General features: G+C 42.2%; 18 protein-coding genes. 17 read left to right on the plus strand and 1 reads right to left on the minus strand.

Translation table 11 applies throughout. From position 1 onward, the window contains the following. Positions 1–3: 3 nt before the first annotated feature. From hisD to EXT48_RS20155, 11 genes are all read left to right on the plus strand, one after another. Positions 4–1,299 (plus strand): histidinol dehydrogenase, encoded by a 1,296-nt coding sequence (gene hisD / locus EXT48_RS20105; RefSeq protein ID WP_130165538.1) that lies wholly within the window; start codon positions 4–6, stop codon positions 1,297–1,299. Further along, positions 1,292–2,359, plus strand: coding sequence for a histidinol-phosphate transaminase (gene hisC, locus EXT48_RS20110; protein ID WP_130165539.1), 1,068 nt, complete (start codon positions 1,292–1,294; stop codon positions 2,357–2,359). Before hisD ends, hisC begins: the two co-directional genes overlap by 8 nt. After that, positions 2,356–3,417, plus strand: a complete 1,062-nt coding sequence (hisB, locus tag EXT48_RS20115; RefSeq protein ID WP_069019208.1) for a bifunctional histidinol-phosphatase/imidazoleglycerol-phosphate dehydratase HisB — start codon at positions 2,356–2,358, stop codon at positions 3,415–3,417. Before hisC ends, hisB begins: the two co-directional genes overlap by 4 nt. Then, complete coding sequence (gene hisH, locus EXT48_RS20120) at positions 3,414–4,004, plus strand: imidazole glycerol phosphate synthase subunit HisH (protein ID WP_130165540.1); 591 nt, start codon at positions 3,414–3,416, stop codon at positions 4,002–4,004. The genes hisB and hisH overlap by 4 nt, the downstream gene beginning before the upstream one ends. A gap of 11 nt (positions 4,005–4,015) precedes the next feature. Next, positions 4,016–4,750: a 1-(5-phosphoribosyl)-5-[(5-phosphoribosylamino)methylideneamino] imidazole-4-carboxamide isomerase gene (locus EXT48_RS20125; protein ID WP_130165541.1), complete on the plus strand. Its 735-nt coding sequence runs from the start codon at positions 4,016–4,018 to the stop codon at positions 4,748–4,750. Continuing rightward, the gene (gene hisF, locus EXT48_RS20130) at positions 4,732–5,505 is read left to right on the plus strand and encodes an imidazole glycerol phosphate synthase subunit HisF (protein WP_130165542.1); all 774 of its coding nucleotides are present in this window, start codon (positions 4,732–4,734) and stop codon (positions 5,503–5,505) included. The genes EXT48_RS20125 and hisF overlap by 19 nt, the downstream gene beginning before the upstream one ends. Beyond that, the gene (gene hisIE, locus EXT48_RS20135) at positions 5,502–6,113 is read left to right on the plus strand and encodes a bifunctional phosphoribosyl-AMP cyclohydrolase/phosphoribosyl-ATP diphosphatase HisIE (protein ID WP_130165543.1); all 612 of its coding nucleotides are present in this window, start codon (positions 5,502–5,504) and stop codon (positions 6,111–6,113) included. The genes hisF and hisIE overlap by 4 nt, the downstream gene beginning before the upstream one ends. A 219-nt stretch (positions 6,114–6,332) precedes the next feature. Continuing rightward, positions 6,333–6,833, plus strand: coding sequence for a hypothetical protein (locus EXT48_RS20140; protein WP_039495275.1), 501 nt, complete (start codon positions 6,333–6,335; stop codon positions 6,831–6,833). 391 nt (positions 6,834–7,224) lie between these two features. Then, positions 7,225–8,016 carry a dermatopontin-like protein gene (locus EXT48_RS20145; protein ID WP_130165544.1) on the plus strand — a complete coding sequence of 264 codons (792 nt, stop codon included), beginning with the start codon at positions 7,225–7,227 and terminating at the stop codon, positions 8,014–8,016. 115 nt (positions 8,017–8,131) lie between these two features. After that, positions 8,132–8,893, plus strand: coding sequence for a glycosyltransferase family 25 protein (locus EXT48_RS20150; protein WP_130165545.1), 762 nt, complete (start codon positions 8,132–8,134; stop codon positions 8,891–8,893). 195 nt (positions 8,894–9,088) lie between these two features. After that, positions 9,089–9,637 (plus strand): YkvA family protein, encoded by a 549-nt coding sequence (locus EXT48_RS20155; protein ID WP_045990127.1) that lies wholly within the window; start codon positions 9,089–9,091, stop codon positions 9,635–9,637. 91 nt (positions 9,638–9,728) lie between these two features. Here EXT48_RS20155 and EXT48_RS20160 read toward each other — a convergent pair whose 3' ends face one another. Then, the gene (locus EXT48_RS20160) at positions 9,729–11,507 is read right to left on the minus strand and encodes a M61 family metallopeptidase (protein WP_130165546.1); all 1,779 of its coding nucleotides are present in this window, start codon (positions 11,505–11,507) and stop codon (positions 9,729–9,731) included. Positions 11,508–11,685: 178 nt separating this feature from the next. Between EXT48_RS20160 and EXT48_RS20165 the strand changes: the two genes are divergently transcribed. The 6 genes from EXT48_RS20165 to EXT48_RS20190 all read left to right on the plus strand — a co-directional run bounded on the left by EXT48_RS20165 (position 11,686) and on the right by EXT48_RS20190 (position 19,023). Further along, a complete protein-coding gene (locus EXT48_RS20165) occupies positions 11,686–13,218 on the plus strand; it encodes a GGDEF domain-containing protein (protein WP_130165547.1) in 1,533 nt (510 codons plus the stop codon). Positions 13,219–13,321: 103 nt separating this feature from the next. Further along, positions 13,322–14,665: a nucleotide 5'-monophosphate nucleosidase PpnN gene (gene ppnN, locus EXT48_RS20170; RefSeq protein WP_045990124.1), complete on the plus strand. Its 1,344-nt coding sequence runs from the start codon at positions 13,322–13,324 to the stop codon at positions 14,663–14,665. A gap of 1 nt (position 14,666) precedes the next feature. After that, positions 14,667–15,437, plus strand: coding sequence for a flap endonuclease Xni (gene xni / locus EXT48_RS20175; RefSeq protein ID WP_130165548.1), 771 nt, complete (start codon positions 14,667–14,669; stop codon positions 15,435–15,437). A 139-nt stretch (positions 15,438–15,576) separates the two neighbouring features. Further along, on the plus strand, positions 15,577–15,960 hold the full coding sequence (locus tag EXT48_RS20180; RefSeq protein ID WP_010377120.1) for a DUF3192 domain-containing protein: 384 nt from the start codon (positions 15,577–15,579) through the stop codon (positions 15,958–15,960). A gap of 167 nt (positions 15,961–16,127) precedes the next feature. Next, the gene (locus EXT48_RS20185) at positions 16,128–17,819 is read left to right on the plus strand and encodes a hypothetical protein (protein ID WP_130165549.1); all 1,692 of its coding nucleotides are present in this window, start codon (positions 16,128–16,130) and stop codon (positions 17,817–17,819) included. 196 nt (positions 17,820–18,015) lie between these two features. After that, a complete protein-coding gene (locus EXT48_RS20190) occupies positions 18,016–19,023 on the plus strand; it encodes an isocitrate dehydrogenase (RefSeq protein WP_010377116.1) in 1,008 nt (335 codons plus the stop codon). Positions 19,024–19,040 lie beyond the last annotated feature (17 nt).

Consider the following 19,040-nt stretch of genomic DNA (forward strand, 5'->3'; position numbering starts at 1 on the left):
AGCATGTTTGATTGGCAGCAAGCCACCAGCGAGCAACGCAGCGAATGCTTGAGCCGTCCTGCGGTCAAAGTGGGTGATAAGGTAAAAGCGGCAGTTGAAAAGATAATTGATAACGTTGCTTGCAATGGCGACACCGCGTTACTAAGTTATGCCGAGCAGTTTGACGCCCGTGTTAGCCCAAGAATACGGGTAACGGGAGCAGAGCTTATTGAAAGCGAATTTGCGTTAACACCTGAACTTAAAAGTGCTATTGACCAAGCGTATAGCAACATTAAAAAGTTTCACCAGTTGCAGTTACCACAAAGCAAGAAAATAGAGACTCAGTCAGGTGTGACCTGCGAGCTCAGGTATCAAGCGATAGAAGCCGTGGGTTTATACGTGCCAGGTGGTAGCGCGCCACTGCCTTCTTCTGTATTGATGCAAGGGGTGTGTGCGCAGCTAAGTGGTGCAAAAACAATCGTGTTGGCGACGCCGGTCAAAGGCGATAGCCAAATACATCCTGCGATTTTGTATGCGGCTAAATTGTGTGGTGTTACCGATGTGATTGAATGTGGTGGTGCAGGTGCAATTGCTGCCATGGCGCTAGGTACTAACAGCGTACCAAAAGTGAACAAAATTTTTGGTCCAGGCAATAGCTTTGTCACAATGGCAAAACAGCTGCTTGCTCAGTCAGTGCCGGGACTTGCGATTGATATGCCGGCAGGTCCTTCAGAGGTGTTAGTGATTGCAGATAAGGGCGCTAACCCAGAATTTATCGCCGCCGATCTACTTTCTCAAGCGGAGCATGGGGAAGACTCGCAAGTCATATTATTGGCGTCTGACAGTCAACTAATCGAAGAAACTGAAGCTGCAATCGAGCACCAACTAAGCAAGCTTAGTCGCGCTGATATTGCCAGAGCTGCGCTTAAAAACAGCACGCTGATTTTAGTTGAGAGCATAGAGCAAGCCTTTGAGATCTCAGCAGAGTATGGGCCTGAACACCTTATCTTACAGATAAGAGATGCGGAGCGTTTCCTGCCGCTAGTAAAAAACGCGGGCTCAGTATTTGTTGGTGACTATACGCCAGAATCAGCAGGTGACTATGCGTCAGGCACCAACCATGTATTGCCGACCTATGGTTATTCAAAAACCTATTCAAGTTTAAATCTGATGGATTTTTATAAGGCTTACACAGTACAAACCATCACAAAAGAAGGGTTGAGTAAGTTAAGCACAGCGATTTTACCTTTGGCACAAGCTGAGGGCCTAGATGCACACGCGAACGCCGTTAAAGTGAGGTTGGAGAATAATAATGACTAATATTGCGCTACCAAATAACATTGAAAAGCTTAAGGCCTACAGTTCTGCGAAAAGTGCAAAGCTAACAGGCACCACGTGGCTCAATGCCAATGAAAGTCCATACGCTCGTGTGCTTGAAATGCGCTTTGATAACTTAAACCGTTATCCAGATCCGCAGCCACAAGCGGTAATTGATGCATACGCAGGCTACGCTAAGGTCGATCAAACAAATGTACTGATGACGCGTGGTGCCGATGAAGGCATTGAGTTATTAGTACGCACATATTGTGAACCGGCCAAAGATAGCATTGCAATCTTTACCCCTACTTATGGTATGTACAAAGTTACGGCAGACACCCACAACATCGCTATTAATGAATTAAGCCAAACGCAGCTTGCCAATGACGATGTGGATACACTAACCGCTGCAATTGGCGACGCTAAACTTGTCTTCATTTGTAATCCAAATAACCCAACCGGTGCAATGCAACCTGCCAGCAAAGTCGCTGCACTTGCAGATACGCTTAAAGGCCGTGCAATCGTGGTCGTTGATGAAGCTTATATTGAGTTCTGTGAAGAACAAGCCTGTGTCGAGCTTATCAAAGAATTCTCAAACGTTGTTGTGCTGCGTACGCTATCTAAAGCGTTTGCACTGGCAGGGCTTCGCGTTGGCTTTATGTTAGCGAGTGAAGCGCTATTGGCACCGGTGAGAAAAGTGATTGCGCCCTACCCTGTTTCTACAGTCGTGGCACAAATAGCAGCAACAGCGTTAACGTCAGATGCGATAACGCAGATGCGCCGGCAAGTCTCTATTTTGAACCTAGCAAAAAAGAAGCTTATACAATGGCTACAAGACAGCGAGTTCGTAAGCGCAATATTATGCGGCGAAGGCAACTTTGTTACTTTACAGCTAACCGACAAACAGTTTGTGGTTCAAGCGATGCGCCAAGGGTTAATCATGCGGCCATTTGTGCTGTTTGGCGAGGACAACTGGCTGCGGATCTCTATCGGCAACGAGCAGGAATTAAAACAAGTAGAAAACTGGCTGAAACAATGCCAAGTCACTGAGGAAGTATTATGAGCGCCCCCTATTTATTCATCGACCGCGATGGCACTATTATCGAAGAGCCAATAACCGATAAGCAAGTGGATAGCCTAGAGAAGTTGGCACTATTACCCAATGTGATCCCAGCGTTATTACAACTGCAGTCGTTTGGTTACAAGCTAGTGATGGTATCTAATCAAGATGGTCTCGGTACAGATAGCTTCCCTCAAGCTGATTTTGATGCGCCTCAAGACAAAATGATGCAAATCCTCACCAGCCAAGGGATCCGTTTTGAGGAAGTTCTGATCTGTCCTCACTTTGACGAAGACAACTGCCAATGTCGCAAACCTAAAACAGGATTACTCACAGAACTGATGCGTTCTGGTAAAGTGAATCTTAGCAAATCATTTGTTATTGGCGATAGGCAAACCGATATTCAGCTTGCAGAAAACCTCTGCATTGAAGGCATTCTCTACGAAGATAACTGGCCTGCTATTGTGACGCAGTTAACCACCTTAAATCGCAGTGCACAAATTGCTAGAAATACCAAAGAAACACAGATTTCGGTAGCGATAAATCTGGACCAACAAGCCAATGGAGAGATTTCAACAGGGCTTGGTTTTTTTGACCATATGCTAGATCAGATCAGAACTCACGCTAACCTTGGCCTGAATATTCAGGCGAAAGGTGACTTACATATAGACGAGCACCACCTCGTAGAAGATATCGGGATTGCCCTTGGTCAGGCTTTTAAGACCGCGCTTGGCACAAAATCACAAATCGCACGTTATGGCTTTGCGTTGCCTATGGACGAATGTAAAGCAGAATGTCAGTTGGATTTATCTGGACGCGCGTCTTTTGTACTTAATGCTGACTTTACACGAGATAAAGTGGGTGACTTGGATGTTCAAATGGTTGAGCATTTCTTTAAATCCTTCGCGGATAATGCGGCAGTGAGTTTAATTTTGAGCGTAAGCGAAGGTAATGCCCACCACCAAGTTGAGGGCTTATTCAAAGCATTTTCTCGTGCTATCCGTATGGCAATTGCAACAGATGCGTCACAGCAAATGGCAAGTTCTAAGGGGTGTTTATGATTGCAATTATTAATACCGGTTGTGCCAATATTAACTCAGTGCGTTTTGCATTTGAGCGCCTTGGTGTGACGCCTGAAGTGATCACTGCACCGGAGAAATTAGCCCGCTTTGAACGAGCCATTTTACCTGGCGTCGGCCATGCCAATGTGGCAATGAAGCGCTTAAATGAGCAAGGCTGGGCAGACGCAGTAGCCGACTATCAACGGCCTTTGATGGGGATTTGTTTAGGGATGCAGCTGCTTTGTGAGTCTACTGAAGAAGGGGATATTCCGTGCTTAGGTCGCATTCCGGGTAAGGTTGAGTTATTAGAGACTAACGAATTAACTGTACCGCACATGGGCTGGAATAATCTTCGTGTGGTGAAGCCTCATGCGCTCACTACAGGGCTTAGTGAACAAGATCAAGTGTACTTTGTACACAGTTTTGCGCATACCATCAATCAATCGACACTGGTTTCGGGTGAGTACGGTCAAGCGTTTTCTGCGATTGTTGCAAACGACAACTATGCCGGCATGCAATTTCACCCTGAGCGCAGCGGCAAGGTTGGCGCGCAGCTTTTACAAAACTTTATTAATTGGCAGCTATAAAAGGACGAACAATGATTATTCCCGCTTTAGATGTATTAGAGAACAATATTGTTCGTTTGTATCAAGGCAAGTACGAAACCGCACAGTTTTACCCTTTTAATTTAGCTGAGCGTTTACTTGAATACCAAAATGCAGGCGCAGCCAAGCTACATTTGGTGGATTTAGAAGGCGCTCGTGACCCGAGCAAAAAGCAATGGCGCACTATCCAAGCGGCGACTAAGGCTTTATCTGTTCCCTTTCAGGTAGGTGGCGGTATTCGCAGTATTGACGACGTAAAGCAATGGCTAGATGCCGGAGCCGCCCAAGTGGTGATAGGCTCGATGGCGGTAGATAAACAGCAAGAAGTTGCTGCGTGGATTAAAGCATGTGGCGCCGATAAATTTGTGATAGCACTTGATGTGAACAAAACCGAAAGTGGCTGGTCCCCTGCCACTCACGGCTGGCTAAATGATGCGAAAAGCGATCTATTCGAGCTATTAGACTTTTATGTAGAGCAAGGTGTAAGCGATTTTTTATGTACGGATATCAGTAAGGATGGCACGATGACAGGTCCATCGTTTTCCTTATACGAAGACATCACTAAGCATAACAGTGCAATTAAAGTACAAGCATCTGGCGGCGTGAGCTCTCTTGACGATATTGCACGGCTTGCAAAGCAACAAGTAGGTGGAGTGATACTTGGCAAGTCGCTACTTGAAGGTGTATTTAGCGTTGAGGAGGCTTTAGCATGTTATCAAAACGTATAATTCCTTGTTTAGACGTAAAAGACGGTCAGGTGGTCAAAGGTGTTAAATTTCAAGGCCATGAAGTCGTCGGTGATATTCTTGATCTCGCCCAGCGTTATAGCGAGGCAGGTGCTGATGAACTGGTGTTTTATGAGATCAGTGCTAGCGTCGAAAAGCGTTTGCTCGATGTCAATTGGGTAGCTGAAATTGCCAGACATATCGATATACCATTTTGTGTAGCTGGTGGGATTAAATCGGTGGCTGATGCGGCTCGAGTGCTTGAGCAAGGCGCGGATAAGATCTCCATTAACAGCCCTGCCATTGCAAGGCCTAAACTCATTAAAGAGTTACATGACGAATTTGGCAAGCAATGTGTGGTTGTAGGCGTAGACAGCTTTTATGATAAGCAAACTCAAGAATATTTAGTATACCAGTTAACTGGCGATCCGAATGCGGCAAGTCGTACTCGATACAAAACGCAAGAATGGGTCAAACGAGTTCAAGATCTTGGCGCTGGAGAGATTGTACTTAATTGTATGAATCAAGATGGCGTGCGTAATGGCTATGACATAGCGCAGCTCAGCGCGATTAGAGCGCTGTGTAAAGTGCCACTTATCGCCTCTGGCGGCGCAGGCAGTATGCAAGACTTTGTTGATGTATTTAAACAAACTAATGCAGATGGTGCTTTGGCTGCAAGTGTGTTCCATAAAGGTGTGATTGACATTCCAAAGCTCAAGCAGTTCTTAATAAATAATGATGTGGCGGCACGACAATGATTATTAATAAACAAAACATAGCAGAAGTAGATTTTGATAAATCAGCACTCATTCCCGCTATCGTACAAGATGTATTAACCGGGGTAGTGTTGATGCAAGGCTTTATGAACAGAGAAGCTCTTGAGGCGACGCTAGAAAAGCAGCTCGTCACTTTTTATTCGCGTTCAAAATCGCGCCTTTGGACCAAAGGTGAAACCTCAAACAATGTATTGACCTTGGTGGAAGTGCATACCGATTGTGATAAAGACAGCCTGCTGATTTACGCAAAGCCGCAAGGTCCAACTTGCCACCTTGGAACCGAAAGCTGCTTTGCAGACACCATGCCAGAGCTTGCATTTTTAGGTAAGCTTGAGCGAGTGATTGCCCTGAGGAAAAATGCATCCCCTGAAAGCAGTTATACCGCCTCTTTATTTGCTAAAGACTTAAGTCGTAGTTGTCAAAAAGTGGGAGAAGAAGGGGTTGAAGTGGCGCTGGCGGCGATGAAAAACGACAACGAAGAGTTGCTCAATGAGTCCGCAGACTTACTGTATCATCTTATTGTCTTATTACAGAGACAAGGGCTTACGCTCAGTGAGGTGGTCAGTACGCTCAAAGATAGGCATAAGTAATTAGCCCTTTGGGTAAGTAATCCTTTCGCCTATCTTTTCGTTGGCTTGTTCCAGGCATCGTGCATTAACAAGCCAACCTACCATAATCGGGATAAATCTGTAATTAGATCAACCCCTGTTCATATAAATAAGGTAAACTTCTCATAGTCTTACAACTATGCAGTGGCAAAATATTAGTCTAACTTTAATGGTGCGATTGCGAACAGTATGGAACGGTTTATGAAAACAAGATTACTTGGTCTAATGCTGGCAGGGTTGACAGCTGCCGGATGTTCAACATTGACCCCTGAGCAACAAGAGAAGCTCGATGATATGTCTAATTGCGAGAAACTTAATGCACTTCTAAGTGCATCACCCAATGGGTTTTCTGCGCTTAAAGGTGCTGAAGTCGGCGCAAAGTTAATCAACTCTTGGCAGGCCAAGGCACATCTAGTTGGCAATAAATGCCAAATCATAGAAAGCGCTTCTGGAAAATCAAAATATACCTGTTCTGAGCAGTTCAAGGAATACGAAAACGCGGTAAAAATCCATAACTATGCGCAGAGTCTCGCAAAGCAATGTTTAGATCACTCTTGGGTTGGTGATAGCCAAAAGAGTGGCCAGCTAATGCGTACGGAAATTATGTCACCGAGCTCTACTAGCAAAATTGCAATTGAACTAGGCAAAGGCCTCGACAAAGTCACGCCATGGATCGTTACGTTTAATGTGACTGAAAAATAAGATGTAAAATACGGAGAAGCGTTGTGCTTCTCCTACCCTGTCCCCTAGCATTCCTCCTTTGCAATCCACTTCACTTTGTCTGTTTGAGCGTTAATAAATTTTTAATTGTTGCTTTACTCGATTCTAATGTCGCTTCGCGTGGCGTCTTTTATATGAAAATAGTGAATAGTAATTGTGGTGTAACGCGATAAAAATTTAGAAAAAATAAGCAGTATATATTTTGAACGGGGATGGGATCTGCAACAGTCTATATTTAATTGATGCTGATTATGCATTTCTTTGGTTTTGATGTGTTAATAAAAAGCTTGTTTATTAAAAAAAAGTAGCATTTAATTCAGCTGCTATTTTTGTTGTTAGCGCTAAATTAACTACTATTTTTAAAGGAATTAAGATGAACACATTGATAAAGTTGTCTGCTCTATCCCTCTCTCTTACTATGTTTTGTAACCCTGCTTCGGCTAATGAACAAGCTAAGCCATTTGAGTATACAGTAAATGGCAGTGTATATGAGATCCCCGCTTCTCAAGCTAAGAATCTAGATGAGATAATTGCGCTAATAGAAACTAATAACGATGTTTCAGGTTATGACGTTACTGAGACTAAGTTAGCAAAAACTGAGCGCACAGAAATTGCCAGTGATTTTTCAGCGCTAGCTGGTGGTAACTTACGCGTTTATAGTGAACTCAATACGGGGTATTTAAATGATTTTGACCAAGCATTTACTTACACTTGTCCAAGTAATATGTTTATTAAATCAATCTCAAGCTACCACCAAGATAAACAAGAAGACAGACGTTTTAGCTTAGTCTGTGCAAAATTTACAACGGATAGCGGCAGTCGCATTTATCGTAAAACGACAAAGTGGAGCGGTTACGTAAATTCATACGATCAAGCGTTTAACTTTGTTTGTCCTAATGGTCAATTCTTTGTCGGAATGTCAAGTCGTCACGATAATGGCACGGAAGACCGTTTGTTTAACTTTAATTGCGCATCTATGGCAACCTCGAGCACAGGCGCTGCACTATTCGCTGAATCATGTATTACAACACAATACACAGGCTACGACCAACCTTGGACATTAGGCGGTAATGGTGCAATCATCGGCATGTCAAGTCGCCATGATAACAGAACGGAAGACCGTCAGACTGCAGTGAGTTATTGCTCAGCTGCGAGTGATTGGTAATACTTCCCTATAGAGTAGGGTTGATACCCTACTCTATGTCAGAATTTCGTCATTTCACTGTCATACAAAAGTCGCACACTCAAAATGTAATTAGTTAGCGGATTTAAGACTCATTGTGACCAAACCGAATATTTTTCTCATCAATTTAGATTCTTGTACTGATAGACTCAAGGAATCTACTCTCCAGTTTGATAAGTTCTCACTACCCTTTGAAAGGATAAGCGCTGTAAAAGGTGCAGAGCTGAGCGCAGACGTTTTAGATGCGAGCTATTGTAAGTTAAAAAACGCTAAGCAATATTTCCGGCCTTTAACGTTAGGAGAGATAGGTTGTTATTTAAGTCATATAAAAGTACTGAGCAAAATTGTTGAGTTAGAACTGCCCTATGCTTTTATTTTTGAAGATGATTTCCAACTACACGACGACTTAGCACAGATTGACCAACTGATCGCTTCATTGCCATTTGATTGGGATATGATCAAGCTATTCCAGTCTCAGAAGAACAAACGCACTCCGATTGCAAGCTTTCCGCTAAATAAATCACTATCGTTATTTATGCAAAATAAGGTACCCGCCGGAACCGTTGCTCAGCTTGTAAGTCTCAAAGGGGCAAAGAAAATATTATCCAAATCAATTCCTTTCGGCAGACCGATTGATATTGATTATCAACATTTTTGGGAAAAAGATCTAAGCGTATTCGTAATGAGTCCTTGTCCTGTTAGTCATGGTGAAAAGTTTGCGAGTACCATAGATAGAGCACCAAGTGTTACAGGAGCAAAGCGGTATTTTTGGCGCAAACAATTGCTTCAGATAAATAAGTTTATAAAAAACAAGTTTTATCGCGGGCTGGTTCTCAAACGCTATCAACAACACTTCTAGTTATATGGTGCGAAAGCCGCTGTACGCCTTTTGAACAATGGGTTTTATACTTGTACGTAATAGAGAAAAATTCGTGTTAAAAGTGTAATTTATGGGAAGACTTCTGAAAAAGATGTGCTAGTATCTAAGATTATTGCAATAAGTTTAACTTTTTGCTTAAACCATTAATAATAACAACGTTGAGGGAGCACAGACGTGTCTATAGAAATCAACTTTGAACTCTCTGATTCAGATCTTGAACACTTCCGTGGAATGATGAAAGCTGCTATTGAAAAAAGTGGCGATGTAAGTGACGCCGAAATCATTGCTAAAGCGCGTGATTTAGTGGCTACGATGGAGAAATCCAACCTTCCTGAATTTGTAAGCACTCGTCTAATTTCGTTACAAACGCTAATTGACGCAGTGTTAGATGAAGAATGGCAAATGCCTGAAGATGAAAAGCGCGAGATCATGGCTTCTCTTGCTTACTTCAGTGAGCCTGAAGACATCGTTCCAGATCATATCCCAGTATTGGGCTATGTCGATGATGCGATTATGATTGAACTTGTGTTACAAGAATTGTCGCTAGATTTAAAAGCATACCGTGAATTCTGTGGCTTTAGAGCTACTGAAGAAGCAAGACGTGGTGATAATGCTAAGGTCGATCGTGAAAGCTGGCTTGCGGGCACACGCTCTCAGATCCGTTCTTCTATGCGTAGAAGTCGTTCTAAAAACCGTTCACGCTTCTTTTCTCGCATTATGTAAGTTAAGTAGCCCTAAGCTTAGCTAATTGCTTTTTAGCTTAGGGCTGTGGACTATAAAAGGGCTGATAATCATCAGCCCTTTTTGATTGCCATTATTTTATTTCATTTGGGTGAGAAACCCCCATCCACGCTTTATAAAGTAACGCTTGCTCGCTTGATGGGTTAGGTGTAAATGTTATCTTTTTAGGCTTATCATGGTCGCGGTCAAGCTTGATTTTCGTATTCATCAACTTATCACGACGGATAAAATCTACCGTGATTGTTTGACCTGGCTTGAAGTTTTCTAAGCTCGCTTTTAAATCTTTACGAACAAGGTGCTTATCAAATGCAACGATAAGGTCGCCTGCTGTTAGCCCCGCTTGCCATGCATTTCCATCTCGAGCTACATGGGTCAGCTCCAGTAATTCACCCTTTTGTCTTGCCATACCATCTAAGCCTGCGATCATTTTAGCCGACTCTGGATAATCATAAACAAGTCCTACTTTGTCGAATAACTTGTCAAAGTCTATGTTCGCTGGTGTGTCAACATATTCATTCCACCAAGTATTGTAGTCTTGACCGGTAAGCGCTTTTAGGATGTTTTTAACATCTTCACTGGTGAAGCTATTTGGCAATTTATGCTGTTGGTAAAGCGCTTTATGAACGTCACGGTAGCTAATTTTTCCTTTTGATTTTTCGAGTAAGTCGATATCAAGTGCCATGGACACCAACGCACCTTCTGAATAGATATTGGTGCTGTAATTTATCCCATGATCGCCACCTTGATTGATCCATTTATCAAAGCTCGTTGCAGCAACCGACTGAACATGACGACCAGGAGTTTTCAAATGACGATTAACACGCTTAGTCAGCATTTTAAGATATTCGTCATTGGTGGTGATCCCTGCACTTAGCAGCAAATAATCCTCAAAGTAGCTGGTTGAGCCTTCAGCTAGCCACAACAAATCCGTGTAATTTGGTGCGACGTAATCATAAGGAACCATGCCCGCTGGGCGATAGTTTTTGACATTCCACGTGTGGATGAATTCATGTGCTGCTGTAGAGATAAAACCAATATAGTCATCTCTTTCTTTAAAACTGTCTCTATGTCTTTGAATAATCGTCGAGTTTAAGTGCTCTGTTGCCCCTCGTGCACTACTGGTTGCATGCACCATAAAGACATAACGGTCATAAGGATAATCGTGCCAAATGAGCGTGCCGGTTTGAACGAGTTTTTTAAGATCCGCGAGCATTTGGTCAGCGTCATAGTTACCCTCGCCCCAAATAACTAATTCATATTTGCGGCCATCTACTTCAAATTTGTGTAGCTGATTAATACCAGTTTCAATAGGGGAATCTAACAATATGTCGTAGTTATCAGCTTTGAAGCTGTGTTTTGAATCGGCAAAGTCCATACCAGAGACAGAGCGCCAGCCTTTAGGTACATTGAGTTCAACAGAAACAGGCTCAGATCTGAAAGATTCACTAAACATCAAAAAGCCAGATGCATCAATAAACGCGTGGGTGTCATCTATGTGTCTGGCTCGAAGACCTAACTCATTGGCATAAATCTGATATTTAACCGTCAGCTCGGTAGGCTCGCTAAGGTGTACACGCCATGTGTTTTTATCAATTTTTTCCCATTTTTGTGCTTGCCCGCTTTGAGATTTTGCGTCAAAAAAGCGTACGCCGTTGGCTAAATCCAATATCTCGTAGCGACCTGTACGCCAATCTGGAAGTTGCACATCAATGCTTGGTTGTGAGGATTTTGGGAACTTAACTTCTACTTCTGCAAGGTGATGCTGTGGTTGTGTAATTGAAATATGGTAGTCGACGTCAGCATAAACACTAAAGGTTGCTGTACATGCTAAGGCAATAAGACTTTTCTTCATTATTTTTGTTTCGGTAATTCGAGATAAAATCAATTTACCAAATCAGCGACTTACACGCGAAGTAATATCGATGAGTAAACAGCAAACTCCGATACTTTACCGTGTTAAATTTCTGCGCATAACGGCGTAATTTGTTGTAGACTTAGTAACTAAGAGATTATTTTATGATTGGAAATCTGTGACTGACAATGCCGTAATGCTCGAGCAGAAATTAAAGCAAGCCATAGAGGCTAGAAAAACGCTTGAGGATGCAAGAAAACAACAAGTAGAACTCCTTACTCAATTTGCTGCAAAGTTATCTTTAGCCTGCAAAGGGCAAGATGTTTCACTTGATAATCAGTTAGCTAAATTTCGTATTGCACTTAATAAAGGCGTCGATTTTGAGCTGCTTGTGCCTTTTATTGACGGAATTTCCGAGCCGCTAAAGTCACAAGAAGTGACCAATTCAAATAATCAAAAAGCATTGCAAACGGCAATTCAGCAAAGCGGAAAGTTACTGCAGAAGCTCAAGGGATTACCAGATGAGTCGCGCAGAAAGTTGCGTCATTTATTGGATGTAGAACTTGAAGATATCAACTCTACTAATGCTTACATCCCCGCGTTAGAGTCTTTGGTTTCTATCTACCATACGGTTTTACAATCAAAAGTAGAAATTACAGAAGAAACATCTCATAGCCACTACCCAGAACTAGCTGCTGAACTTCAAGCTTTGATCAACGAATTAATTTTCGAAGATGAAGTAATAGAAAAGGTTAAAGAGATCCGCGCAAGCGTTGCGGAAAACAATAGTTTAGATAATTTATATTCAGCAGCGACAGAAATCATTAAAATTATTGCGCAAACGATTGCCAAAGAGCGCCAATCCGCACAAGGTTTTTTGGTTTCACTGAATCAAACACTGGAAGAGCTACATCGCTCTATTGTTGAAACAACGGCGCGTTCAAAATCAACATCTAAAGAACTTCAGTCGTTAAACAATAAAATAGAATTAAAAATTCAAAACTTAAATCAGCAAACCCAAAACGCTAGCTCAATAACTGAGCTTAAAGCCTTGGTCGACAATGAGTTGAAACTACTGAGTGCTGATTTGATAGAGCGTGAAAGGCTTGAAAAAAATGAACGAGAGGCGCTGCTTGACTCGTTTGATGCAATTAATAATCGTATTAACACCTTAGAGTCTAAAGTTTCAAATTATAAAAAGCGACTCAGCGAACAAAAGTTCAAAAGCCTATTGGATAGCTTAACTAAGTTACCAAATAGAGCTGCTTTCGATGAGCGTCTAACCCATGAAATGCACCTATTTGAGATAAACGACTCAGATGTGACGCTGGTTGTCATCGACGTTGATCACTTTAAATCTATCAACGACCGTTATGGTCATAGTGCGGGCGACAAAACATTGCAAGTGATCGCACGAGCCCTTAAAAAGTCTATTAGGAAAAGCGATTTTATCGCACGCTACGGCGGCGAGGAATTTGTTTTGCTAATGCCAGGTATGCCGCTGACTCATGCGCAAAAACCGCTTGAAAAAGTAAGGCAAGTCATTAAATCTATACCATTCAAATTTAAAGAAAAAGAAGTCGAAATTACGATTTCTCTCGGTGCTACTCAGTTTGTCAAAGGGGACACTGCATTGAGTGCCTTTGACCGAGCTGATGCAGCGCTTTATGAAGCGAAGAACAGCGGGCGAGATAGATTGTGTTTTAAGTAAATAGAGCTAACTTGGGCAAAAGCAGAGTGGCGAAACATTATACTCGTCCCCGCTTTGCTCAGTTATACCAATTCGCTGCGCATTACAAACAAGGAGTAAGCCTATGCAAGTAGAGCTAAACCCAACTGGGGTTCTTAACTTATTATCAAGATTGGAAGTCGATTTACTTCAGCAGTCAACCACAAGTGAGAGATACAGGCTTTTTAGAAATTGTGCATTGGCGGTGTTGAATGTAGGAAGTCATACTGATTCCAGTTCTGAAATCTATAACAGATACGAAGATTTTGATATCCAGCTACTCGCACGCGAGCGAGGAATAAAAATTGCGTTAAGCAACCCCCCCGAGTCAGCTTTTGTCGATGGTCAAATAATTACCGGTATCCATGAGCACATATTCTCCGTGATCCGCGACATACTTTTTATTTGTCAAAAATACCACGGTGAAAATAAATCGCCGGTAGAAATCACCCATATGGTTTTTGACATGCTGCGTAACGCTGATGCGCTTGAAGTGAATAAAGACCCTAACATGATTGTCTGTTGGGGCGGTCATTCAATCAATGAAGTTGAATACAAATACACCAAGGAAGTGGGTTATCAACTTGGCCTTCGCGGCCTAAACATTTGTACTGGTTGTGGACCAGGCGCAATGAAAGGCCCGATGAAAGGAGCTACAATTGGTCATGCTAAGCAACGGATCTCGAATAACCGTTATTTAGGCCTTACCGAACCCAGTATTATTGCCGCTGAGCCGCCTAACCCTATTGTTAATGAGTTAGTGATTTTGCCTGATATCGAAAAACGTCTAGAAGCGTTTGTACGCATTGCGCATGGCATCATTATTTTCCCAGGCGGTGCTGGAACAGCTGAAGAGCTGCTTTATTTACTGGGTATTTTGTTACATCCAGAAAACGAAAAGCAATGTTTACCTGTGATTTTAACTGGCCCTAAAGAGTCAGCTGCATATTTTGAAGAACTCAGTGCCTTTGTTGAAAAAACACTCGGGAAAGAAGCTCTGTCTAAGTTTGAGATTATCGTAGACAATCCAGAGCTGGTAGCCAAAAAGCTCAAACAATCGATGGCAACGGTGCGTGAGTATCGTAAGTCTGAAGGTGATGCCTATTACTTTAATTGGACATTAAAGATTGAAAATGATTTTCAGCATCCATTTGCACCAACCCATGAAAATATGTCGGGCTTAGACTTACACCTAGAGCAACCAAAACAATTACTGGCCGCTAACTTAAGACGTGCTTTTTCTGGTATTGTTGCCGGTAACGTGAAAGATGAAGGTATTACAGCAATTAAACAGCATGGTCCGTATGAACTAAGTGGTGATAAATCACTGATGGCCGATATGGATAAGCTGCTAGGTGCATTTGTGGCTCAGGGGCGAATGAAGCTACCTGGGAGCAAATATATACCGTGTTATAAAATTAAAGCTTAGAATGAATAATTTGTTGTTAATAGATGCGCTTAACCTTATCAGGCGCATCTATGCTGTTAACGAACCAAAAGGTAATAAAGAACAAGAGGCCCATATAAAGGCCTCTTGTCTTCGTGTAGAGCAAGCTACTCGTAGCTTGTTACGTAAAACGGGGGCGACACACGCCGTTGCAGTCTTTGATGGTGATAAGAGTTGGCGTTATCACTTCTACCCAAAATATAAAATAAGCCGTCAACCAATGCCCGAATTCCTAAATCAGAACCTCGATAAGTTTTCAGAAGCGTTCGCAAATGTCGGTGTTAAATCATTTAATCCCGAACATGATGAAGCTGACGATGTTATCGCGACGCTTGCCTGTAAAGCCGCTACCGCCAATGTTAACTGTACGATAGTATCGACTGATAAAGGCTTCTTACCCCTGATAAATGAAGCTATCTCTGTGTACGACTATTTCAAAAAGTCGATAATTTCTATTGAAGATATCAAAAGTCGATTTTCTGTCACCCAAAGCAAGCTCGAAATGTTTTGGGCACTAAGTGGCGACAAGACGAACGATATCCCTGGTGTTACAGGGGTTGGGGTCAAGACGGCGCAAGAGCTACTCGCAAAACATGACGACTTTGAGAGTATGCTAAAAGATGAGACCGTAAAACCTGCTGCAAAAGCAAAATTAGAGGCCGGAGCAAGCGACTATGTTACCAGCCTTGCACTAGTGACACTAAGAAGAGATATTGAAATTGGCTTTAGTTTGAAGGATATACGAGTGGTTTGAAGGGACTTTTGATTAGCAATGTATTACATCGTCGCTAAGCGCTAGGCGAATGTAGATGACTTTGATATATTGCATACAAGCGTATCTCAATTTTTGCAGATACAAGGTCTGTTTTACCCATTCTTTATTGAGCAGTTAGATGATTAGGAAAATACTACAGTACATATTTCTTGGCCTTGCGGTTTACGTTACTGTGGTGTTTCTCGTGATCAATTATTATAAAGATGACCCGCAAGCGATGATTTGGCAGGACCGAGAAGCGTTTAACAATCGTTTCATTCGTAATCTTAGCCTTGAAAAGCCGACTGAGTTAGACACTGTGTTAGATACCTTGGGTAGCCCGGATCTAACGTATGTAAAGAAGAAACAAGACAATACGATTGTACAAATTGTGTTTTATCGCACTCAGCTTGTAAAACCAGATGGTATTACTACGGAAGATGAATGCACCGGATTATTGTTTGAAAATGGCATATTAAAGCTTTGGGGACCTGGTGCTCGGGTCACATTTGATAAAGTGTGATACCAATTAAATTAATCTTCCAACCAATTTGAAGGGTAAAATACCATATTAGCTTCGTTAACAACGCCTCATTTAGAACAACTAAATAGCAATGTTTTTGCCTTGCTAAGAAAGCTATTTTACCGTTTTAAAATAGAGCGTTTACTTAATAAAATTGGTAAAGATAGATGGATGCAAGGATAGTTACTAGTAAAACGCTGTTCGCGATAGCCCAAGGTACACACAAAGTATTACGTCTTTATTATCACAAAGAGAAGTGGTCTTCTATCTACCCTACCCTAGTTAAACTTGCACAGCTTTATATGGACTGTTATGAGTCCTCGCCTAGTAGCATGCATGGGCAGCTTGGACTGTATTCACAAAACTTGGGTTACAACACTAATCTGGTCATGAATCAAAATGTGTTGGTTTGTATGGCTTGTCAGCACTTAAAGTTTTCTCGTGCAGTAACCGAAGAGCTATTGCTTGCAAGCTTTGCGGACTATTTATGCGTAGCGAGAGAAAGCGATCAACTCGCAGCAGGTAAAAATTTAGATGCACAGCAAGATAAGCTTTGGAAAGTTCGCCATCAATTGGCTGTACAAATACTGAGTGATGGGCAAACACCTAACTTGCAATGTTTGCGAATTTTATCTCGCCTTTCAAACTACGACAGCAAGCTAGTGGCTTCTACCCCTCAGCGCTTTAATGACCATGCTTCTTTGATTGTGGCAATCGCTCACCGATTAGCAAGCTTAATAACGCCAACACACAAGCAAAATTGCGTGGCTTTAGACAGAGCGATTAAGCTTCTTTATAGCAAGCTCAGTTATGCTTTTGCATTAAAAGTGCTGAGTGCAATTGCAGGAGCATTTGTTAAACATCCTGCGGGGTTGCTGTGCGAGATTAAAGGCGAAGTGGGCTTTTTGGTGATACAAAGCAATAGTGAAAAGATAATTGCTGTTGTCGAACAAGGGCAAACCAAAAAGCTGGCGAAGGCCAACCGTAAATTCCAGTTTCACTGTGGTTTAACTGCAACAACAGATGCAAAGCTACTTTACAATATCTGGGACCGAGCTGCTGAACCGGCAGCACTTCCATTCGGTTCTGAACATTTACATCTACTAGAAACAGTAAAAGCCTTATCTCACAGTCAATTTCAAAGTATTCGTGCACTTGAAAAGCTGATTTGCGAGTTCGATTCGGTGTCAAGTGCATTGCAGATCGCAGCAAAGCAGTATAACCGTGAAAATCTAAAAGCCGCATCGGTTAGGCATTCTCTTGCCATGGTAGGACTTGATGCAGCTGGATTACTGGCGCAGCGGGTGTTGCTTGAACAAATTATAACAAATCACAAGCTTCCTTTTACAGAAGATGTAGTGCATAAATACGGCATAATTAGTCAAATCATTGCCTTATATGTGGGTGAGAGTTATGGTGAACAATTTGAACGTTTGTTGTCGCCATTTGCAGCAGTTATTGTGTTTCTGGTGACCAAACAAGGGGTTGAGATCCAACATGCTACTGCGCTCCATTCTCGTGAGTATTCAGAAGAACTAGTATCAATTGCTAACCTATTTGGGATCCGCGCAATAGCAAAAGATAAATACCTAGACTTTAATCAGCAGTATTTTGAAAAAAGCATTCTTCATAAGGCAATGCTAGATAGCGAAACGTTAAAAAAATCTCAGACCAACACGCAGTGTAAACTGTTCATTTTTATTAAACTGATTGCACTTAAAGTGATATCACCCACTTTTGTGTTAACTGCATGGCAGAAACAATTAGTCGATGACGTATTAGCTGAAAGTCGTTTTGTTACCGCACAAAAGTTTGATGTAGCGCTACTAGAGGCCGGATTTTACTCATCTATTGCCTGATATTTATTCTATAAATACTATCAATAACAAGCATAAATCATATGTATGTCATTTTTTCATTCCATACTGGAATAAGACCTAATTAATTGCTATAAAACGCGGCTTAAACAAGCGAACGTACACCTTTGTTAATTTCTACTAAACTTAGTCTGCAATTCTTCTCGGGTGTATTCCAACTTTTGATAAAGGAAAAAACATGGCACAGCAAACCATCACAGTTATCCGTGGCGACGGCATTGGCCCTAGCATCATCGATTCAGCAATCGAGATCTTAAAAGCCGTAGGTTGCGACTATGAATACGAGTACGTAGACGCAGGTTTGGCTGCTTTAGAAAAAACAGGTGAATTACTTCCAGCAGCAACGCTAGAAGCAATTGAGCGTAACAAAATCACGCTAAAGGGCCCATTAACTACACCTGTTGGCGAAGGTTTCACTTCAATCAACGTGACATTGCGTAAGCATTTTGGCCTTTACGCAAACGTTCGTCCAGTTAAGTCATTTGAAGGTACTAAAGCACGTTACGATGATATTGATATCATTACCGTACGTGAAAACACGCAAGGTATGTACTCAGGTCTTGGTCAAGTTGTCTCTGAAGATGGCAACGAAGCGGAAGCAATGTCAAAGATCACTCGCGAAGGTGCTGAAAAGATCGTAACTTTCGCTTATGAGTTAGCACAGCGTGAAGGTCGTAAGAAAGTAACAGCGGTTCACAAAGCGAACATCCTAAAATCAACTTCAGGTCTATTCCTTAAAGTTGCTCGTGAAGTGGGTGAGCGTTACCCTGAAATTGAATCAGCAGAAATGATCGTTGATGCTACTTGTATGAAACTTGTAATGACACCTGAAGAGTTTGATGTGATCGTCACAACAAACCTATTCGGTGATATCCTTTCTGATCTTTGTGCGGGTCTTGTTGGAGGTCTTGGTATGGCGCCAGGTGCAAACATTGGTACTGATGCTGCAATCTTTGAAGCGGTTCACGGTAGCGCACCAGATATCGCAGGCAAAAACCTTGCAAACCCAACTTCTGTTATTCTAGCTTCAATTCAAATGCTTGAGTACTTAGGCGAAGCTGATAAAGCGGAAAAAATCCGCAGTGCAGTAGCTGACGTTATCAAGAGCGGTGACCGTACAACGCGCGATCTTGGTGGTAGCCACGGCACTACCGATTTCACACAGGCGGTAATTGAGCGCCTTTAATTCTTAACGCTCAATTT

The organism is Pseudoalteromonas sp. CO348 (assembly GCF_004208845.1).
In the GTDB taxonomy this organism is placed as follows: Bacteria; Pseudomonadota; Gammaproteobacteria; order Enterobacterales; family Alteromonadaceae; genus Pseudoalteromonas; species Pseudoalteromonas maricaloris.

Excerpts from the sequence above, each read along its gene's own strand:
- EXT48_RS20145 (WP_130165544.1), top strand. The coding sequence starts at position 7,225 with ATGAACACATTGATAAAGTTGTCTGCTCTATCCCTCTCTCTTACTATG.
- EXT48_RS20190 (WP_010377116.1), top strand. The coding sequence starts at position 18,016 with ATGGCACAGCAAACCATCACAGTTATCCGTGGCGACGGCATTGGCCCT.
- hisF (WP_130165542.1), top strand. The coding sequence starts at position 4,732 with ATGTTATCAAAACGTATAATTCCTTGTTTAGACGTAAAAGACGGTCAG.
- EXT48_RS20185 (WP_130165549.1), top strand. The coding sequence starts at position 16,128 with ATGGATGCAAGGATAGTTACTAGTAAAACGCTGTTCGCGATAGCCCAA.
- EXT48_RS20160 (WP_130165546.1), bottom strand. The coding sequence starts at position 11,507 with ATGAAGAAAAGTCTTATTGCCTTAGCATGTACAGCAACCTTTAGTGTT.
- ppnN (WP_045990124.1), top strand. The coding sequence starts at position 13,322 with ATGCAAGTAGAGCTAAACCCAACTGGGGTTCTTAACTTATTATCAAGA.
- hisB (WP_069019208.1), top strand. The coding sequence starts at position 2,356 with ATGAGCGCCCCCTATTTATTCATCGACCGCGATGGCACTATTATCGAA.
- hisC (WP_130165539.1), top strand. The coding sequence starts at position 1,292 with ATGACTAATATTGCGCTACCAAATAACATTGAAAAGCTTAAGGCCTAC.
- EXT48_RS20180 (WP_010377120.1), top strand. The coding sequence starts at position 15,577 with ATGATTAGGAAAATACTACAGTACATATTTCTTGGCCTTGCGGTTTAC.
- hisD (WP_130165538.1), top strand. The coding sequence starts at position 4 with ATGTTTGATTGGCAGCAAGCCACCAGCGAGCAACGCAGCGAATGCTTG.
- EXT48_RS20125 (WP_130165541.1), top strand. The coding sequence starts at position 4,016 with ATGATTATTCCCGCTTTAGATGTATTAGAGAACAATATTGTTCGTTTG.
- EXT48_RS20140 (WP_039495275.1), top strand. The coding sequence starts at position 6,333 with ATGAAAACAAGATTACTTGGTCTAATGCTGGCAGGGTTGACAGCTGCC.
- hisIE (WP_130165543.1), top strand. The coding sequence starts at position 5,502 with ATGATTATTAATAAACAAAACATAGCAGAAGTAGATTTTGATAAATCA.
- hisH (WP_130165540.1), top strand. The coding sequence starts at position 3,414 with ATGATTGCAATTATTAATACCGGTTGTGCCAATATTAACTCAGTGCGT.
- xni (WP_130165548.1), top strand. The coding sequence starts at position 14,667 with ATGAATAATTTGTTGTTAATAGATGCGCTTAACCTTATCAGGCGCATC.